The following is a 14,465-nucleotide window of genomic DNA, read 5'->3' as shown; positions in this document are numbered from 1 at the left end:
TTGGTGCGGTGGTATTAGTAGTTAATGGTGATATGACGAATCTTGTTTTTCTTCACTAGCTTAATAAATTCAATTGCCATCTCTTCATTAAAAAAACCGTTTTCTACTAAGTCGCTCACAGCTTCGCGATTGAATGTACGTTGGTGCTCAATATCAGCCTGACGTTTAGCATCTTCCTGACGCTTACGCTCTTCTTCTGCTAATCTCGCTTGTTCAGCTTCATGAGATTTCTTGCGCTCAGCTTCGATAGCTAATTGCTTCTCACGTTCAGCTCGTTCCTGAGCTTCTTTAGCATCACGCTCTGCCTTTTCCTTAGCTTCTTTTGCTGCTTGCTCTGCACGTTGAATTGCTTCCTGCTTTTCACGCTCTGCACGTTCAGCGGCTTCTTTTGCTTCACGCTCACGCCGTGCTGCCGCTTCAATTTCTTGCTGTGCTTTGCGCTCAGCTTCAAGTCTTGCCTGTTCCGCAGCTTGACGCTTCATTTCTTCTTCACGAGCAATGCGCTGGCGTTCCTCTTCGGCTTTGCGTAAATCAAACAACTCGTTCATTTGCAGCGCTTCTTCGTGGTCAAGCTCGATTTGCTTCTTGAGCGCCTCAGCTTCTTCACGAGCTTTTTCTTGTGCTTCCCACTCTGTTAGTGGCTTACGAATATCTGTGCTTAATGCATCTAGCTCGTCACGAAATATCTTACGGCTAGCATCAACTTTTTTGGGTAGCTCTTTTAACTTATCGACAACTGCTTTACCTTCCTTGTCGATATACGTTTTTGTTTGAGCAACTTTGTACGCCAGAGATGCAAAAGCCTTTCGGTTTTTAGCTACTGAGAAATCACTGTCGAGTTCTTTACGCTCTTCTTCTGCAAGAGATTTAATATGCTCTAGCATCTGATTTACTTTTTCTGGTGCCGTAAACAAATCTAGTGCTGTAGCTTGTTCAATTACGACTAATTCATTTGCCATTTCCTATGTTCCTTATGTGCGTATTCCTCACTATTAATAGCGATATGAATAATTAAGTGGTGGGTTACTGTTGACCGAGGGCTGTCATACTCCCTCCGTTATTAACTAACTCAATCTATTTTTTGAAACTCAATTTCTTCCAATTCATCAGAGTCAAGATAGTTATCATCACTACATGAAAAACCATATTTGTAGGCTATACCTGCTAGCTGATAGTCGATTTCACTGTTTGTCATATCAGAGTTAATCAACTGATGATATTTATCGAAGTCTTCAATGCTCATTTCCACGTTTTTGCAATACTTGACTCGATGTTCACCTGTTATTTGTACATTCACTGTTCCTGCCATCTCTATCTCCTATCTATTAATCAACTCACCACAGCCCACAGAATGGACTGTAATTAGTTAACTAAATGGTTTTCTTGGCTGAAAGTTGAATCTATGCCAACCATCGGTTAATTCTATTTCCTCGTATCCGTCATTGCCTTTATGGTCTGCTATTCCAAGTTCTACAGCATATGAGTGTAGATTGTGGCGGCGTTTTACTTGCTCCATACTTATCCAGTTCAGATCTGAGTTGTGTTTCTGTGCTTTCTTTGGTGTCAATTCCAAGCTGTTAACAGCACTTAATTTTTGCTGGCGAATAATGTCTTTTTTCATGTCTCGCAAGATGCTAATCATGCGGTCTATGCGTTCAATGTCGTTCATATAAGCCTCGTGTAAATTAGTTAACTGTGCCCGTTTATTTATCCACTTAGGGCGTCAGTGGTTTCATTGTGCCCCCACATATGAAATCGGTTATAATTAGCTTACCCCCACAATATGAGAGTTAATTACATGGAGCTATTGACCATTATTGAGCGAGTATTAAAAAACGAGCCTTTGGAGCGTATTATGTGGTTTATTATTATTTGGGGAGCATTACTAATATTCAGCCCTAATTCATGGTCTGAATATGTCAATTCAAAAGTTGGAATAGCTCATTTTTGGCAGGTGTTTGTTTTTGCTATTGCTTTTGTTACTGCCGCAAATACACAAAGATTTGTAACGATGGCAACTAAAGTGCTTTTATCTTCTATTCATAATAGAAGGGCAAAACAAAAAGAAGTCAAAATATCACAGAAAATATCAAGCCTTTCAAAGGATGAAAAAGACTGCTTGGCTATATTTATTGATATCGGAGACGATTTTCTTGCCTTCGATAAGGATGACGCAATTGTTTCATCTTTAATCGACAAAAATATTATTCATGATTTCTCTAAACACCTTAACATTAAACATGCAGGTAAGTGCACAATCAATCCTGATTATTATTTAGAGTGCGTTAAGCAGTTTACTGGACACCTTGATGACTAAGCCCATCCGTGGGCTTTATCTCGCCGTAACACTTCCATCACTCATAATCGGCTTGCGTAGCCGTGGTTGCTTGCGTTTGTCTGGTGCTGTTGGTAATTTTCTTAACTCAATCACTACTCTGGCCATTGTTTCGAATGGGCATTCTGGTTTAATGATTGAGTCAATAATTTCTTCCACTGAGCGGCTTTTAGGCTTCGCTGCATACTCCTCACGCTTTCCGTCCCAGAACGCCATTTGCTTTGCTAACCGGCGTCTCTTCGCGTTGTCTTTCTTTGGAATAACAGTAATTGTTGCCATAACTCCCTCCTAAGTGATCTTTGGTGGTGATGCCGAATGCCTCCGGTAGCTGTCTTTCGCCCACAAGGCGACTGCTTGTCTTTTCGACCATCACCCCAAAAACCACTCAGTGGTGATCTAACGCTTAGTCAGATCTGGTTCCTAATTATTAAAGAGCATGAGGCGTATATTTCATGTTGCTTGCCTTCGATGAGATAGATAATACAAGCATTACTTTATAAAAACAAGTGTTACTTGTGTTTTATTTTGCAGCAACACTGCCTTTGCTTTATATTTACTTGTATTTTCAGGCAATTTATTTTCAAAAAAATCTCAGATTGGAATGCAGATCACTTCTTTGGAGGGGATAGGACACAAAAAAGCCCTCGCTGGGAGGGCTGGACTGTGAAAGGGGCAAGGTGAGATTATTCTATTTCGGTTACCATAACTGACTCTATGATCCCTGATCGTATTTTGTATGACCCGAATAGTTTTACTGATTTGCTATCCCTCATTGAATCAAAAAGTTGGTCTATTTTTTCTTTTGAATCAGAGAAAAATTCAGTATCAACATACGCTTGGAAAGTATAATCCTGACCGTTAGGTGTGCAGGTTAATGTCAGTTTTTCAGGATGTTTTTTTATTACTTCTATATCTACCAGTATTGATTGTTCGATATGTTGCAGTTTGTCTCTAGGACTTTGTATTATGGATTTAATGTCTGAATTTGTAAGCGTTGTTTTGACTGAACCACTAAACTCAACTTTTTCTGCATCAGAAACACCTTTGAGCATTCCAATACATGCATTTTCCGCATGGTCTTGAATTCCTTCGGATATTTCTTTGGATTTATTGGATGCATTTGATGCTTGCAATATCTCTACCATACCATCTTTTAATACTCTCATTTCTTCGATACGTGACTCATTATCAGATTTTTGAGAGTCCAATTCTTGTTGTTTGATTTTTTCATCATGAGAATCCTTTTGTCTGGAACGCAGGAGCCACCCTCCAGTTAGGATTAGCATAATTAAAGTTAGGCTAATTACCTTTTCGATTCCAGTCATACCTTGTGTAACCTCATTGAATGTACCGCCTAATGCCTTAACCAGATCGGTCAAGGCAGCTATTACATCCGTGCAACCTTCCTCTACATTAAAAATAACCTCTAAACTTTCCTTATCTTCCCTGGTGAGTCTCTTTAGATTATCAGTTCCATATTTTATTAACGAAAATACTTTGTAAATTTCTGTTTGAAATTCACACATCCCCTGAGCCATTGAAGATGGGATAGAACCATTATACTTCTCCGTATCGCCAAAAACTTTGAAATTTATTGATTCTGCAAGATTTATTTTAACAGTATTAATATCTAGGTCACGATTATTTTTTGCCCGCTCTATCAGGGCAGATACATCATTTAGATTATTTATAACTATATTTTGATTTGTCATTGCTACCCTGTAATCTTTTAATGTTAGTTTTCAGTAAACACCACACCCTAAAACGTGTCGTCAGCCAAAGAAGCAATCCAAATCCTCATCTTCAACCACTCTAATTGCGTCTGAAAACGTGGGGATTAAGTCATTGAACAGCTTTTCCCATTCCCCTCTCTGATTCAATGCAAAGAGCTTCCAGCCGTTTCTAGTGCGATTAAATGTTATCTTAGCGATAGATGACTCAATTGTGCGACCCATAACATTACGAACCTCTTTGATGATGACGGATTGGTCTTGTATCTCGTACATCAAATCGATTTCATCACGGATGAATGGAGCTGGGCGGCGCTTTTCCATGAAGAATTCCATGCATCGTTTAATGTTTGCTACTTCAATATCGTTGAACGCCATGTTATTTCCTTAAAACGTGTCGTCAGGCCACTACTTGAGCTTTATTAGCTGCTGTAACTGTAAGTTTGCTTTCATCCATTCTTTATGGAGTTCTTCTGGATTACCTATTAGAGAATCAGAGCCGTTTCTAGAGTTGTGAAACATGCTCAAATATTTCCAGTAGCCATCTATGGTGTCATCTAACTTTCTTTGCTCTCTTGCGTTCATTCGCCTTCTGAGTGCTTTAAATCTTTCTCTTGGAAATTCAAGCCTTCTATCATAAACACCATCCTTGCTAGCAGAGTACTGACCCTCAAGATAAATCAGAATAGGCTCAGCTAAGTCGTTAAACTCTTTTCTTTTGTCATTGACTTTGCCTGCTCTAACGCCATTAAAGTACGTTGCAGGAATTGCAATAAATGCTACTATTGTTGCGATAGTTGTAATAATTTCACTATAAGACAAAAGAGGATCTCCTTATGTTTTTTGAATACATTATTCCTACAATCGCTCTGATATTTTCATGCACAAGCCTTGGTTACGCGATTTATACACATGTAAAAATAAGCAAGATGGAAAAATAGCTTTAAGGTATCTTCATGCAAACATTAGAATCAAAAATTGCCGCACTGGAACAAGCCAATGCAGCATTACAACTACAAACAGGTGTACTTTCAGGTATCTGTATTGGTCTTATCTGCGTACTGTTTCTAGTTGTTTATATGCAAAAATAATACGCACTTAGAAAGTGTCGTCAGGCCACTGGCTATATGAGCATTACAGACATATTGAAGACCCTGCCAACTATTCTTACTTTTTCGATATCGATAGTTTCATCAGGATAATCAATAGAGTTGTAGCTACGGATAGTCAGCTTTCCTCCTGGCTGTCTAAGAAGTATTTTTACCCTCAGAAGGTCTTCTTGCTCTATAAAATAGATCCCACCATCAACAATGGTTTTATCTCCCATATTAACAAAGACCGTTGTTCCGCTGGGGATTACTGGCTCCATACTGTCACCATGAACAGGGAATGAAGCTACATCTTTGGCTGATATTCCATATCTTTTTAATGTTGACTTAGAAAACCTTAATTTATACCCATTGTTATCACTACCGCCGTTGCTTCCATTTCCTGCCGCAAGCTCTATGCTTTTGTAGTATGGGATTTCCACTTCATCATCATTTAATGGTGTCTTACTGTCCCATGTATCAACTTCTCTTGATTTAAAGTCTTTGGTTGGTACCCCATCTTTTTTAGCAGTGCCAAATAACAACCACTCAGCATCAACGCTAAGTATTTCTGCTATTTTCATTACCCTATTTTTTCTAGGTTCAGTGCTTGTTTCCCACTGTTGAACAGATTGAGGGGTAACCCCCAATTGCTGAGCTAGTTCAGCTTGGGTCATTTTTTTTGCAAGCCTAGCCTGCTTGATTCTTTCATGCATAGTTTTCATGCCTTAAATATACAAGCTTGGCTTTTATTCTGCTAACAAGTTAAACTTGCAAAAGTAAAGTAATGCTTGTATTATTCTTGTGTTATCTAGTAAAGGGAAATTGTTATGAACGCATTGGAAACAACAATCAAAAAAGCGGGCGGAGTCCCCGCACTAGCAAAGCTGCTAAATATTAGTGATCAGGCAATTCGCCAGTGGGAGCAAAAAGGTCGCATCCCACCTTCCAGATACGCACAAATTAATGAATTATTTGGGATTCCTTTTGAGCATCTCGCCAAAGATAAAAAGTAATCCAATACTGCTCTTTAACATCGCTAAACTGCTCTGAATATGCGTTGGAGCAAAACTCAACTCACAGGATCGTGAGTCACGGACTAACTACGTCAAAAGGAATTTAACAAATGGAAAATGCAAAAAATATCAAAGTAGAGTGCTCATCAAACGAACTGATGACGTTTTACATTCAACAAATGTATTCAGTCGGTAATAACGGACTCGCTAAGGCGCTAGGAATACACCCATCAAAATCCAGTCGAGATAAAGCCAGAATATTCGATTTAGCTTGCCAGTTGGTGAGTAAGTTCGGATTGCCGCCTGATTCGGTAAACATCAGCGATAAGCCAACGAAAGTTGTTCTTGAAGGTGATTATGCAGAAAGGGTTATTCAGGCACTCGAAGGGAAGGGAAAGGTTAAAAGAAAAGCCCCAACTGCTGGAACAGGTGAGGCTCAGATCAAACTAGATATTTAACTATCAAAACAACTGTATCAATAACCAGTAATGGTGACAAGGGAAATTTACGGTTTCCCTTTTTGATACAACAACGGAATGAGGTAATTATGGCATTTTTTGAACAATGGTTACAAGAGAAACCAACAAAAGAGACAATGAATTTCCCTGATCATTACAAGCCAAATGGGTGGATTTATATTTTAAGCAATAAATCTATGCCAAATATATTTAAGGTCGGATTAACAACAACAAGCCCAAAAATGAGGGCTAGAGAATTATCTTCATCTTCAGGTGTTCCTGAAAAATTTGAAATTGAACGAGTGTTTATATCTGAATCACCATCAGATCATGAGAAATTAATTCATAAGGAACTAGGGCGGTATCGAGTTAACGACGGAAGGGAGTTCTTTAAATGCCCAATAAGTAAAATAATTTCCGTATGTGAAAGAATTATTCCAGATGGAAATGTAAAAACAGTCAATGACCTTTCTGATAAATATAACTTCATTTCTTTTGAATCACTTGGTGACCCATCTCCAAGTGAAATAATACAAACATTTGGCATTAATCATTTCGGCGATGATAAATCGACTCTAATAAGACTAGCAATGTTTGGGGCTGAATTTGTTAGGCATCTAACAAGAGATGGCGGTGCTGTTGTGCTTGATGATCATAAATTCAATATATTGTTACCGGAGGGAACCGATGAAATCTAACTTGAAACATGTTGATTTTGTTAACAAGACTATTATCCCTGACAAGTCGGAGGGCAATGTGGCTAGCCTTGATGAAGGTTATTTTCGTCTAGCTACAAGCATAGGAAATTTAAAGCCTAAGTTAAAAATGTCTGGACATGAGCACCAAGTATTTGATGCGGTAATTATGTGTACTTTCGGATGGAATAAATCAGAAGATAAGGTAACGAACACATATTTAGCAGAAATGACAGAGCTTGATGATTCAGACATCAATAAGGCGCTAAATAAGTTAGTTAATAGACGAATAATAAACTTAAGAAAATCAGGAGGTTTTAAAATTGTTAGTGTTAATAAAAACCTCAATGATTGGATTCTAAATAGACAAAAAACAGCAACTACTAAAACGCCCAAAAAGGCAGGTAAAACCTCCCATAATGTTGGGTGTTTTGATACTTTAAGTTTGGAGATACCACCCAACACCAAAGACAGTCTTACCAAAGATAATAATATTAATAACTTTTCGTCCGAGAATTCTAACGAATCCTCTGACCGACCATCTGAAAAAGTTTTAGCTGTTAAACCTGATGCGGTTGTTAGCTCGCCCAAAGGTAACAAGTGGGGAAATGCTGATGACCTGAAAGCGGCTCAATGGATTTACTCACAAGTGTTGATAGTCAACCCAACAACCAAAGAGCCAAACTGGTCAACTTGGGCTAACGATATTCGCCTGATGAGACAACTAGACGGACATACCCACCAAGACATTTGCAGAATGTTTAAATGGGCTAATCGTGACTCGTTCTGGTGTAGCAACGTGTTATCTCCCGCAAAGTTACGCGAGAAATGGGACACATTGACCATACAGAGCCAACAACCCAATCGAGGTAAGCGACAGGTTGATCCTGAACCAGCACAGAGCTGGAATACTCGTGAAGCATGGGAGAATGATTTTATATGAAGACTAATCTGGCTACTGCAATCGCTAATCGTGATGCAGGCGCATTGGCTAGAATGGCTCAAAGCAGTACGCCGCAGAAAGTAGTAAATCCCCAAGCCGAGCAACTAGTCGATGTGTTATTCCGAAACCTGAAACAAATCTTTCCAGCCTCAGTAAACACCATATTCAAAAACGAAAGCGACGAGCTAGCAGCTAAGCGCCAGTGGATCGCCGCCTTTGCTGAAAATGGAATTACTACCAGAGAGCAGCTTCAAAACGGTATGCGACATGCAAGGGCAAGTGATAACCCTTTCTGGCCTGCTGTTGGTCAATTTATCAAGTGGTGCAAACAGGAAGATCATACTTCGCTAGGCTTACCTACGGAGGCTGAACTTTATGATATGTATCGTGAATATTGCAGTATTAACGGGTGGAGACGATTTAAATGGAAATCAAACGCTTGCTACTGGATGGTTACCAAAATTTACTCTGATTCTCGAAGTAAAGGCTTAACTGATTCGGAAGTGAAAAAATTATGCGTATCTGAACTTTCAGCAATGGCAAAACGTATTAAGTCTGGAGAGAAAATACCCGATCCAGTACTGCAAATTGACCGCAAAAGCACCCCAACCAGTCGCGATAAATCGCTATCAATCATTGCCGAACTAAAGCAAAAACACGGATTCAAGTAACACACCAAATCATAAGGACTTCTAGATGAAAAAATGCGAATCAAACGGAAATCGATATGCAACACAGATTTGTGAGTTTTTAAATGCAAGAGCTGAACGGCAATTCGGGAGATCTGGTACTCGGAAGGGATTGTTTATTTCGTCAATGGTCAATATTGAATCTGGTAACTCCCTTGGTGAGCAAGTTATTTATCGTGATGGGAACAAGAACTGCACGATATTAAATTATTGCCCATTTTGCGGTGGAAAGTTAAATAGCATTGATAAACTTGAAGATTCAGACAAGCGAGGTGTTGAGTGATGAAAGGAACTGACTATAAAACTTTGATGTGGGCTTATGTAAATGAGTCTAGAAACAGAAAGCGAAAATATCTTAGACAATGCAAAGATTACAATCGCAAATTTAGCAGTAATTATCGCAGTGAAAAAGTTTTGAAAAAGTTGCTACGTCTTGATTTTCAGCGCTTAACAGGAGGTATCTAATGCAGGGAACTAATCCAACAGAGTTTGAAGAATGGTGTGCTAAAGAAATGGGGCATACAGTTGAATACATGATTATGCAGCGTAAGAAAAACATGTTTGGTGGCACTGAATACAAGCATGAAGAAATTGATAAACGATATCGTGCTTGGAGTGCTGCGACGTCATATATCAGGGAAAACTTAATATTCAGAAAACCAATGCCAGAGGGTGAATGATGAAGATAAAACGCAAAGTTCACAATAAGCTATTTCCAACTCGTAAATTGTCATTCTATCAGCATTCAAAAGTTGACGAATGGAACTCGTTAGAGTGCTACATGGACAAGTGGTTATTAGTTATTTTATTTATCCCGATTGTTGTCATTGGAACGCTAGTAGCTGGATTTCCTACTGCATTCAAAGAGGCGACGGTTTATTTCAACAATCCATGTTCAGTTGATAGCCTGACGCTTGTAGAAGTGGAGTCTATCAAGCGGCTTCATAGGAAATAACATGACCGAACTCAAGAAATGCTCTGAATGTAAATCAATAAAAGTTGGTGTCGCTAGAAAACTAAAATTCCCAATGTGGTTTGTAATTTGCCATTGCTGTACGCATCGAGGCATGGCGCAGCCATCGTGGGATGAAGCCATGGCAGCATGGAACAGGAGAGCTAACAGTGAGTGATAAGCCATGAGTATTTCATTCATCACAACGGTAAGGTGTTTTTTCACTGGTCATAAATTTGAGAAGCAAGAAAACTGCTGGAATGATGGCTCATTTTTCTTTTGCCCTCAATGTGGCATGACTCTATGGAGACATAACATTAAGTACAGGAGGGATAATGCAGAAGCAAACATTCCTACTCAGGAATACTCAGATACTAAAAAACCTTAAAGCCGTACTAGATAATTTACCCCTCAACGAAGAATTCCCCATAGAAGTAAAAATCTCAGAATCCAGCCGAACACTACCGCAGAACGACATGTTTCATGCGCTATGTGGTGATGTATCAAAGCAAATGACACTTAATAATGAACCACTGAAATTATGGCAGTGGAAGAATGTCTTTGTGTCTGGTCACTGGATGGTTACGACAGGGGCGAAAGAGTCACCGTTAATTCGTGGTATCGAAGGGGAGCTATTAAACATACGAGAGAGCACGTCTCAAATGGGCAAGAAGCGCATGAGTAGCTTAATTGAATACTCGACAGTTTGGGCGGTAGAAAGTGGCGTGAAGCTGCGTACAACTCGTTATGAATACAACTACTACGGTCACAGGGAATAAATCAAGGAGCAGCAAGAGAGATGACACCTCAAGAAAAACTAAAGCAACTAGATGAACGCTTAGATGAAGTGCATAAGCTAATTGTTTATCTAAATGAGTGCCGCAGGGAGTTAATAAATCGTCACAATCTAAACAAGGAGAAGTCATGACTACAAAAACATTTGAAGCAATAAAATCAGCTGAAATTATTAACGCCGTATCTCATTTGTCTAGTTTCACAACTAAGCAAGCTGTCGCTTTGTCAGCGGTTGAGCAATCGATAACTGTCACTCTGATTAAGAAGATGAATAAAGCTGGTGCGATCTCAGTCATCGGTAAAAAAAGAGGCGGAGTTTACGAATATAAGTTAGCTAAAAATGCTCTCGATATTATCAATGAGAAATTTAATAAACCACAGATCACTTTAGCTAAGGATAATTCAATTCAAGATTTTAAGTGTGAAATGAGAGTTGTCGAAAAAGCTAACGTTGCTGGCATGGGGTGCTTGTACTTAAAGCGGTTAGATCAACTACTGGCTGGAGTGAGGGCATGAAAAACGAAGCAGAAGCGTTTATGAGCGCATTAACAACGTTAAAACTATGTTGGGCTATTCATAAGTCTAATGAGGCCGTCAGCAGGTGTGCGGGGCTATTAAAGCACAAATTCAAAGAACACTTAGCGTATAAGTCAATGCTAACGATTGAGAGCAGTAGCAATCCGATGCTTGTGATTACGCTTGCAGAGTGGGAGCTAGGGAAATGACAGAAGAAAGAAACGGAATTTACCTCAGAATCGATGGGGATCAATATCAGCATATTTGGGCAGTTGGCGACATTCACGGATGCTTTGATTTACTAAGTGATAAGTTACAACACATTGAATTTGATAAAGGAAAAGATTTATTAGTTTCAGTTGGTGACTTAATCGATAGGGGTGATCAAAACGTCGAATGTCTCGACCTGATTAATGAGAAGTGGTTTAGGGCTGTGCGTGGAAATCATGAGCAAATGGCTATCGATGCTTTGTTTAATGGCGGTAACGTTAATAACTGGATATACAACGGCGGCAATTGGTTTTTCATGCAGGACTACGATAACGAAGTTTTATCTCGAGCCTGTTTAGCCAAAGCGGAGAAGCTACCACTCATTATCGAAGTAAATACTGATGGCAAAAAGACGGTCATTGCACATGCTGATTATCCATCCGATGAATATGAGTTCGGCAAACCAGTAGGTGAACAGTATGTAATTTGGAGTCGTGAGCGCATTAGTAACAATAACGTGCGTGAGATTAAAGGCGCTGACCTATTTCTATTTGGCCACACGCCAATGCCTAAAGGTGCTGTTAAACGAGCTAACCAAGAGTATATCGACACTGGCGCGGTGTTTGGCTATGGACTGACATTAAGGAAGATAAAATGATTAGAACCCGATACGTATTTATATTCTTTTCGATTGTTACTTTAGCGATGGGGTTTATGGGGGTATAGATGGCACTAAAACGCGATAAATACGATATTGTATTTTCGCAGTTAGTCAGGGAACGAACAGATTACGAATGCGACTACTGCGGAAGACACTTTAGACACGAACCTTCAAAACTACACTGCTCCCACTTCAAATCACGACGACACAAAGCAACTCGATATCATCCTCTAAATGCCTTCTCACACTGCGCTGGCTGTCACCGAAAACTAGGCGAAGACCCACATGAATTCAATGCTCACGCTGTTATCACTTACAGCGAGATGACTATTGATAGTGTGGCTCGTTTAGCTGGAACTGCTGTGAAGTTAAAACCATGGCAGATGGATGATTTATACCAGCACATGAAAGGTGAGCTTAAACGGCTTCAGGAGCTACGTAGCGAAGGTGTAACAGGTCGGATTGAGTTCACACTGCCTGATTGGTATCAGCACGGCATAACTTACCAAATGGGGGATATGTGATGTTTACGGATATAGACGCAGCAATAGAAGAATGCCGATACCGAGCAGAGACAGAAGCGACAGGGAAAAAGCCTAAACGTTACCTTTCCATAGTTCAGAAAAATCATGGCTTCATGGAAGTTGTAGAAACGGGGTGGGCTAGAAGAATGAATCTTCCGATCATGTACTCAGTCGGTTGCGATAGGTATCACACAGTATTGCCGGAGGTAAGATGATCACGTACCACTACGATAAGCGAATACTTCCTGATGCACATCCAGAACTAGCGATGATTAGGGAAAAGGTTAGATACAACCCTGAAACTGGCAATTTCACTAGCAACCTTCATAAAGGCGTCAGGGTCAAAGGTTACATGCGTGAAGATGGCTATATCGGGGTTAGCGTTAACTCGAAGAAGTATGCAGCGCATAGATTAGCTTGGTTCTACATGCATGGTGTATGGCCTGAAAATGATATAGACCACATCAACGGGAACACTTCAGATAATCGACTATCAAATCTAAGGTTAGCCACCTCAGCGCAAAACTCATGGAACAGGCGGATAGGTAAAAATAATACCTCTGGCGCTAGATGTATATCGTTTGAAAGGAAAACAAAACGGTGGCGCATCCAGATCAATCGACTTGGCCATAAGTTTTATCTGGGCAGCTTCAAGGATAAAAACCAAGCTATTCGAGAGGCTAATTATTTCTTAAAGCTAAATGATGGTGAATTCTTTACTTGCGTGACAGCAAGGCACGATCTACCACAAGACCAAATAGCGTTACTTGCATTGATCAAGAAGCAGAGAGACATTGACCCGACAAGAGGGCTAGAACCTCACGAAAGGGTATGGATTAGCCATATTCTAAGTGGTTGGGGTTCATGGGCTTATGACGGGCTGGAAGAAAAAGGGAAAGTAAGCCCAATCGGTCGCTTTATGGAATCTGTATCTGGTCGGGGGGCCATAACAGCAGATGGAATAACAGCGATAATCGAAGGGCTTCATTCTCGTGGCTACACTGGAAATGAGCTTATCAAAAAACTCTCGCAAATAATCGCAAATCTTAAGCATCGTTCAGTTCCAAAGTGTTCTGATGATTTAGGCGGGTATGTCGATAGTATGCTAATTAAGGTGTTTGGCGCTAACTCTCCACTCATTAGAGTTGCAGTTAACTATTATGTATATGGACACAGAATAGAAACTATCGCTCAGTTTTTAATGAAGATCACTAGCGGGGCATTAACTATTCCTCAAGCAAGAGATAGGGTTAGATGGTGCATTAGAATAATTGAGGCAAAGATGCATAAGGCAATAACTACTGACCTTAATAATGGCAAGGAGATTGATGATAAATTCGAATAAGAAAAAATAATGCAAATAGTTGCAAAAAAATTATTACCTGATATATTTATGTTATCCTCCGCTAGTTATTGCGTTCGGAGTGTTTAAATAATTAATAGAGCCTCACTTCGGTGGGGCTTTGTTGTATAAATATCTCAGTAAATCGCAATCAATCGTGACGGGTAACTATCATTAGCAGCAATGCCGACATTGCGGATGAGTAACAAACAGAACGTGGTAACAACGGGCATTAATTCCAACTGCTGCAAAATATGCAGTAGTTCAAAATATCGTTGGCCAACAGTCCCAACAGAACAATATTTCAAGAGGTCGCCTAGTTGGTCACTTCGTCTATTTGGACTGGAACTCCAACCGCATCGGCTGAGAGGTCGAAGAAAATAGAGCCTCTACTTCGGTAGGGGCTTTTCGCATTTAAGGGTTAGTCGTATAAAGGTTATTACGGAAGGCTGTTAACCTTCTTATCGTGGTTCGATTCCACGCTATCCCGCCAATTTCAAGAGGTCGCATA

General features: G+C 39.9%; 27 protein-coding genes and 1 tRNA gene. 19 read left to right on the top strand and 9 right to left on the bottom strand.

Going from position 1 to position 14,465, the window contains the following annotated elements:
- Window positions 1–14: 14 nt before the first annotated feature.
- The 3 genes from M1E96_RS14580 to M1E96_RS14570 form a co-directional block, all read right to left on the bottom strand.
- Entirely contained in the window at window positions 15–959 is a 945-nt protein-coding gene (locus M1E96_RS14580; RefSeq protein ID WP_369427183.1) for a hypothetical protein, read from the bottom strand.
- 110 nt (window positions 960–1,069) lie between these two features.
- Window positions 1,070–1,309, bottom strand: coding sequence for a hypothetical protein (locus tag M1E96_RS14575; protein ID WP_180312434.1), 240 nt, complete (start codon window positions 1,307–1,309; stop codon window positions 1,070–1,072).
- A 57-nt stretch (window positions 1,310–1,366) separates the two neighbouring features.
- Entirely contained in the window at window positions 1,367–1,669 is a 303-nt protein-coding gene (locus M1E96_RS14570) for a regulator (protein ID WP_163885754.1), read from the bottom strand.
- A gap of 129 nt (window positions 1,670–1,798) precedes the next feature.
- Here M1E96_RS14570 and M1E96_RS14565 point away from each other — a divergent pair, with 129 nt between their 5' ends.
- Window positions 1,799–2,317, top strand: a complete 519-nt coding sequence (locus M1E96_RS14565; protein WP_369427182.1) for a super-infection exclusion protein B — start codon at window positions 1,799–1,801, stop codon at window positions 2,315–2,317.
- A 15-nt stretch (window positions 2,318–2,332) separates the two neighbouring features.
- Here the strand turns inward: M1E96_RS14565 and M1E96_RS14560 are convergent, their stop codons facing one another.
- The 4 genes from M1E96_RS14560 to M1E96_RS14545 form a co-directional block, all read right to left on the bottom strand.
- The gene (locus M1E96_RS14560) at window positions 2,333–2,614 is read right to left on the bottom strand and encodes a hypothetical protein (protein ID WP_369427181.1); all 282 of its coding nucleotides are present in this window, start codon (window positions 2,612–2,614) and stop codon (window positions 2,333–2,335) included.
- Window positions 2,615–3,018: 404 nt separating this feature from the next.
- A complete protein-coding gene (locus tag M1E96_RS14555) occupies window positions 3,019–4,047 on the bottom strand; it encodes a hypothetical protein (protein WP_369427180.1) in 1,029 nt (342 codons plus the stop codon).
- Window positions 4,048–4,107: 60 nt separating this feature from the next.
- On the bottom strand, window positions 4,108–4,443 hold the full coding sequence (locus M1E96_RS14550; protein ID WP_369427179.1) for a DUF3024 domain-containing protein: 336 nt from the start codon (window positions 4,441–4,443) through the stop codon (window positions 4,108–4,110).
- A gap of 30 nt (window positions 4,444–4,473) precedes the next feature.
- Window positions 4,474–4,887 carry a hypothetical protein gene (locus M1E96_RS14545; protein ID WP_369427178.1) on the bottom strand — a complete coding sequence of 138 codons (414 nt, stop codon included), beginning with the start codon at window positions 4,885–4,887 and terminating at the stop codon, window positions 4,474–4,476.
- 134 nt (window positions 4,888–5,021) lie between these two features.
- On the opposite strand from M1E96_RS14545, the gene M1E96_RS14540 reads away from it, so the two are divergent.
- Complete coding sequence (locus tag M1E96_RS14540; RefSeq protein ID WP_369427177.1) at window positions 5,022–5,156, top strand: hypothetical protein; 135 nt, start codon at window positions 5,022–5,024, stop codon at window positions 5,154–5,156.
- Between the two features lie 32 nt (window positions 5,157–5,188).
- Here M1E96_RS14540 and M1E96_RS14535 read toward each other — a convergent pair whose 3' ends face one another.
- A complete protein-coding gene (locus M1E96_RS14535) occupies window positions 5,189–5,869 on the bottom strand; it encodes an XRE family transcriptional regulator (RefSeq protein WP_369427176.1) in 681 nt (226 codons plus the stop codon).
- A gap of 114 nt (window positions 5,870–5,983) precedes the next feature.
- On the opposite strand from M1E96_RS14535, the gene M1E96_RS14530 reads away from it, so the two are divergent.
- The 16 genes from M1E96_RS14530 to M1E96_RS14455 all read left to right on the top strand — a co-directional run bounded on the left by M1E96_RS14530 (window position 5,984) and on the right by M1E96_RS14455 (window position 13,957).
- Complete coding sequence (locus tag M1E96_RS14530; protein WP_369427175.1) at window positions 5,984–6,169, top strand: Cro/CI family transcriptional regulator; 186 nt, start codon at window positions 5,984–5,986, stop codon at window positions 6,167–6,169.
- 110 nt (window positions 6,170–6,279) lie between these two features.
- Window positions 6,280–6,627, top strand: a complete 348-nt coding sequence (locus tag M1E96_RS14525; RefSeq protein WP_349492855.1) for a hypothetical protein — start codon at window positions 6,280–6,282, stop codon at window positions 6,625–6,627.
- Window positions 6,628–6,716: 89 nt separating this feature from the next.
- Complete coding sequence (locus M1E96_RS14520; protein ID WP_369427174.1) at window positions 6,717–7,325, top strand: GIY-YIG nuclease family protein; 609 nt, start codon at window positions 6,717–6,719, stop codon at window positions 7,323–7,325.
- Entirely contained in the window at window positions 7,315–8,265 is a 951-nt protein-coding gene (locus tag M1E96_RS14515) for a replication protein (RefSeq protein WP_369427173.1), read from the top strand. Before M1E96_RS14520 ends, M1E96_RS14515 begins: the two co-directional genes overlap by 11 nt.
- Window positions 8,262–8,936: a replication protein P gene (locus M1E96_RS14510; protein ID WP_369427172.1), complete on the top strand. Its 675-nt coding sequence runs from the start codon at window positions 8,262–8,264 to the stop codon at window positions 8,934–8,936. Before M1E96_RS14515 ends, M1E96_RS14510 begins: the two co-directional genes overlap by 4 nt.
- Window positions 8,937–8,961: 25 nt before the next feature.
- Complete coding sequence (locus M1E96_RS14505; protein ID WP_369427171.1) at window positions 8,962–9,237, top strand: hypothetical protein; 276 nt, start codon at window positions 8,962–8,964, stop codon at window positions 9,235–9,237.
- A complete protein-coding gene (locus M1E96_RS14500) occupies window positions 9,237–9,419 on the top strand; it encodes a hypothetical protein (RefSeq protein ID WP_318559242.1) in 183 nt (60 codons plus the stop codon). The genes M1E96_RS14505 and M1E96_RS14500 overlap by 1 nt, the downstream gene beginning before the upstream one ends.
- Entirely contained in the window at window positions 9,419–9,634 is a 216-nt protein-coding gene (locus M1E96_RS14495) for a hypothetical protein (RefSeq protein WP_369427170.1), read from the top strand. The genes M1E96_RS14500 and M1E96_RS14495 overlap by 1 nt, the downstream gene beginning before the upstream one ends.
- A gap of 101 nt (window positions 9,635–9,735) precedes the next feature.
- Window positions 9,736–9,909, top strand: a complete 174-nt coding sequence (locus tag M1E96_RS14490; RefSeq protein WP_369427169.1) for a hypothetical protein — start codon at window positions 9,736–9,738, stop codon at window positions 9,907–9,909.
- Window position 9,910: 1 nt separating this feature from the next.
- A complete protein-coding gene (locus tag M1E96_RS14485; RefSeq protein WP_369427168.1) occupies window positions 9,911–10,084 on the top strand; it encodes a hypothetical protein in 174 nt (57 codons plus the stop codon).
- A gap of 157 nt (window positions 10,085–10,241) precedes the next feature.
- A complete protein-coding gene (locus tag M1E96_RS14480; protein ID WP_369427167.1) occupies window positions 10,242–10,685 on the top strand; it encodes a recombination protein NinB in 444 nt (147 codons plus the stop codon).
- A gap of 145 nt (window positions 10,686–10,830) precedes the next feature.
- Window positions 10,831–11,217 (top strand): hypothetical protein, encoded by a 387-nt coding sequence (locus tag M1E96_RS14475; RefSeq protein WP_369427166.1) that lies wholly within the window; start codon window positions 10,831–10,833, stop codon window positions 11,215–11,217.
- A complete protein-coding gene (locus M1E96_RS14470; RefSeq protein WP_369110172.1) occupies window positions 11,214–11,426 on the top strand; it encodes a hypothetical protein in 213 nt (70 codons plus the stop codon). The genes M1E96_RS14475 and M1E96_RS14470 overlap by 4 nt, the downstream gene beginning before the upstream one ends.
- Entirely contained in the window at window positions 11,423–12,085 is a 663-nt protein-coding gene (locus M1E96_RS14465; protein ID WP_369427165.1) for a metallophosphoesterase, read from the top strand. Before M1E96_RS14470 ends, M1E96_RS14465 begins: the two co-directional genes overlap by 4 nt.
- Before the next feature lie 68 nt (window positions 12,086–12,153).
- Complete coding sequence (locus M1E96_RS14460; RefSeq protein WP_369427164.1) at window positions 12,154–12,612, top strand: hypothetical protein; 459 nt, start codon at window positions 12,154–12,156, stop codon at window positions 12,610–12,612.
- A gap of 211 nt (window positions 12,613–12,823) precedes the next feature.
- On the top strand, window positions 12,824–13,957 hold the full coding sequence (locus tag M1E96_RS14455; protein ID WP_369427163.1) for an HNH endonuclease signature motif containing protein: 1,134 nt from the start codon (window positions 12,824–12,826) through the stop codon (window positions 13,955–13,957).
- A gap of 134 nt (window positions 13,958–14,091) precedes the next feature.
- Here the strand turns inward: M1E96_RS14455 and M1E96_RS14450 are convergent, their stop codons facing one another.
- Complete coding sequence (locus tag M1E96_RS14450; protein ID WP_272537011.1) at window positions 14,092–14,262, bottom strand: hypothetical protein; 171 nt, start codon at window positions 14,260–14,262, stop codon at window positions 14,092–14,094.
- A 110-nt stretch (window positions 14,263–14,372) separates the two neighbouring features.
- On the opposite strand from M1E96_RS14450, the gene M1E96_RS14445 reads away from it, so the two are divergent.
- A tRNA-Asn gene (locus M1E96_RS14445) sits at window positions 14,373–14,447 on the top strand.
- The last annotated feature ends 18 nt before the right edge of the window (window positions 14,448–14,465 follow it).

It is taken from the genome of Providencia sp. PROV236 (assembly GCF_033676985.1).
GTDB lineage: Bacteria > Pseudomonadota > Gammaproteobacteria > Enterobacterales > Enterobacteriaceae > Providencia > Providencia manganoxydans.
The sequence above is the reverse complement of the archived record's forward strand: the minus strand, read 5'-3'. Positions and strand labels throughout refer to the sequence as shown.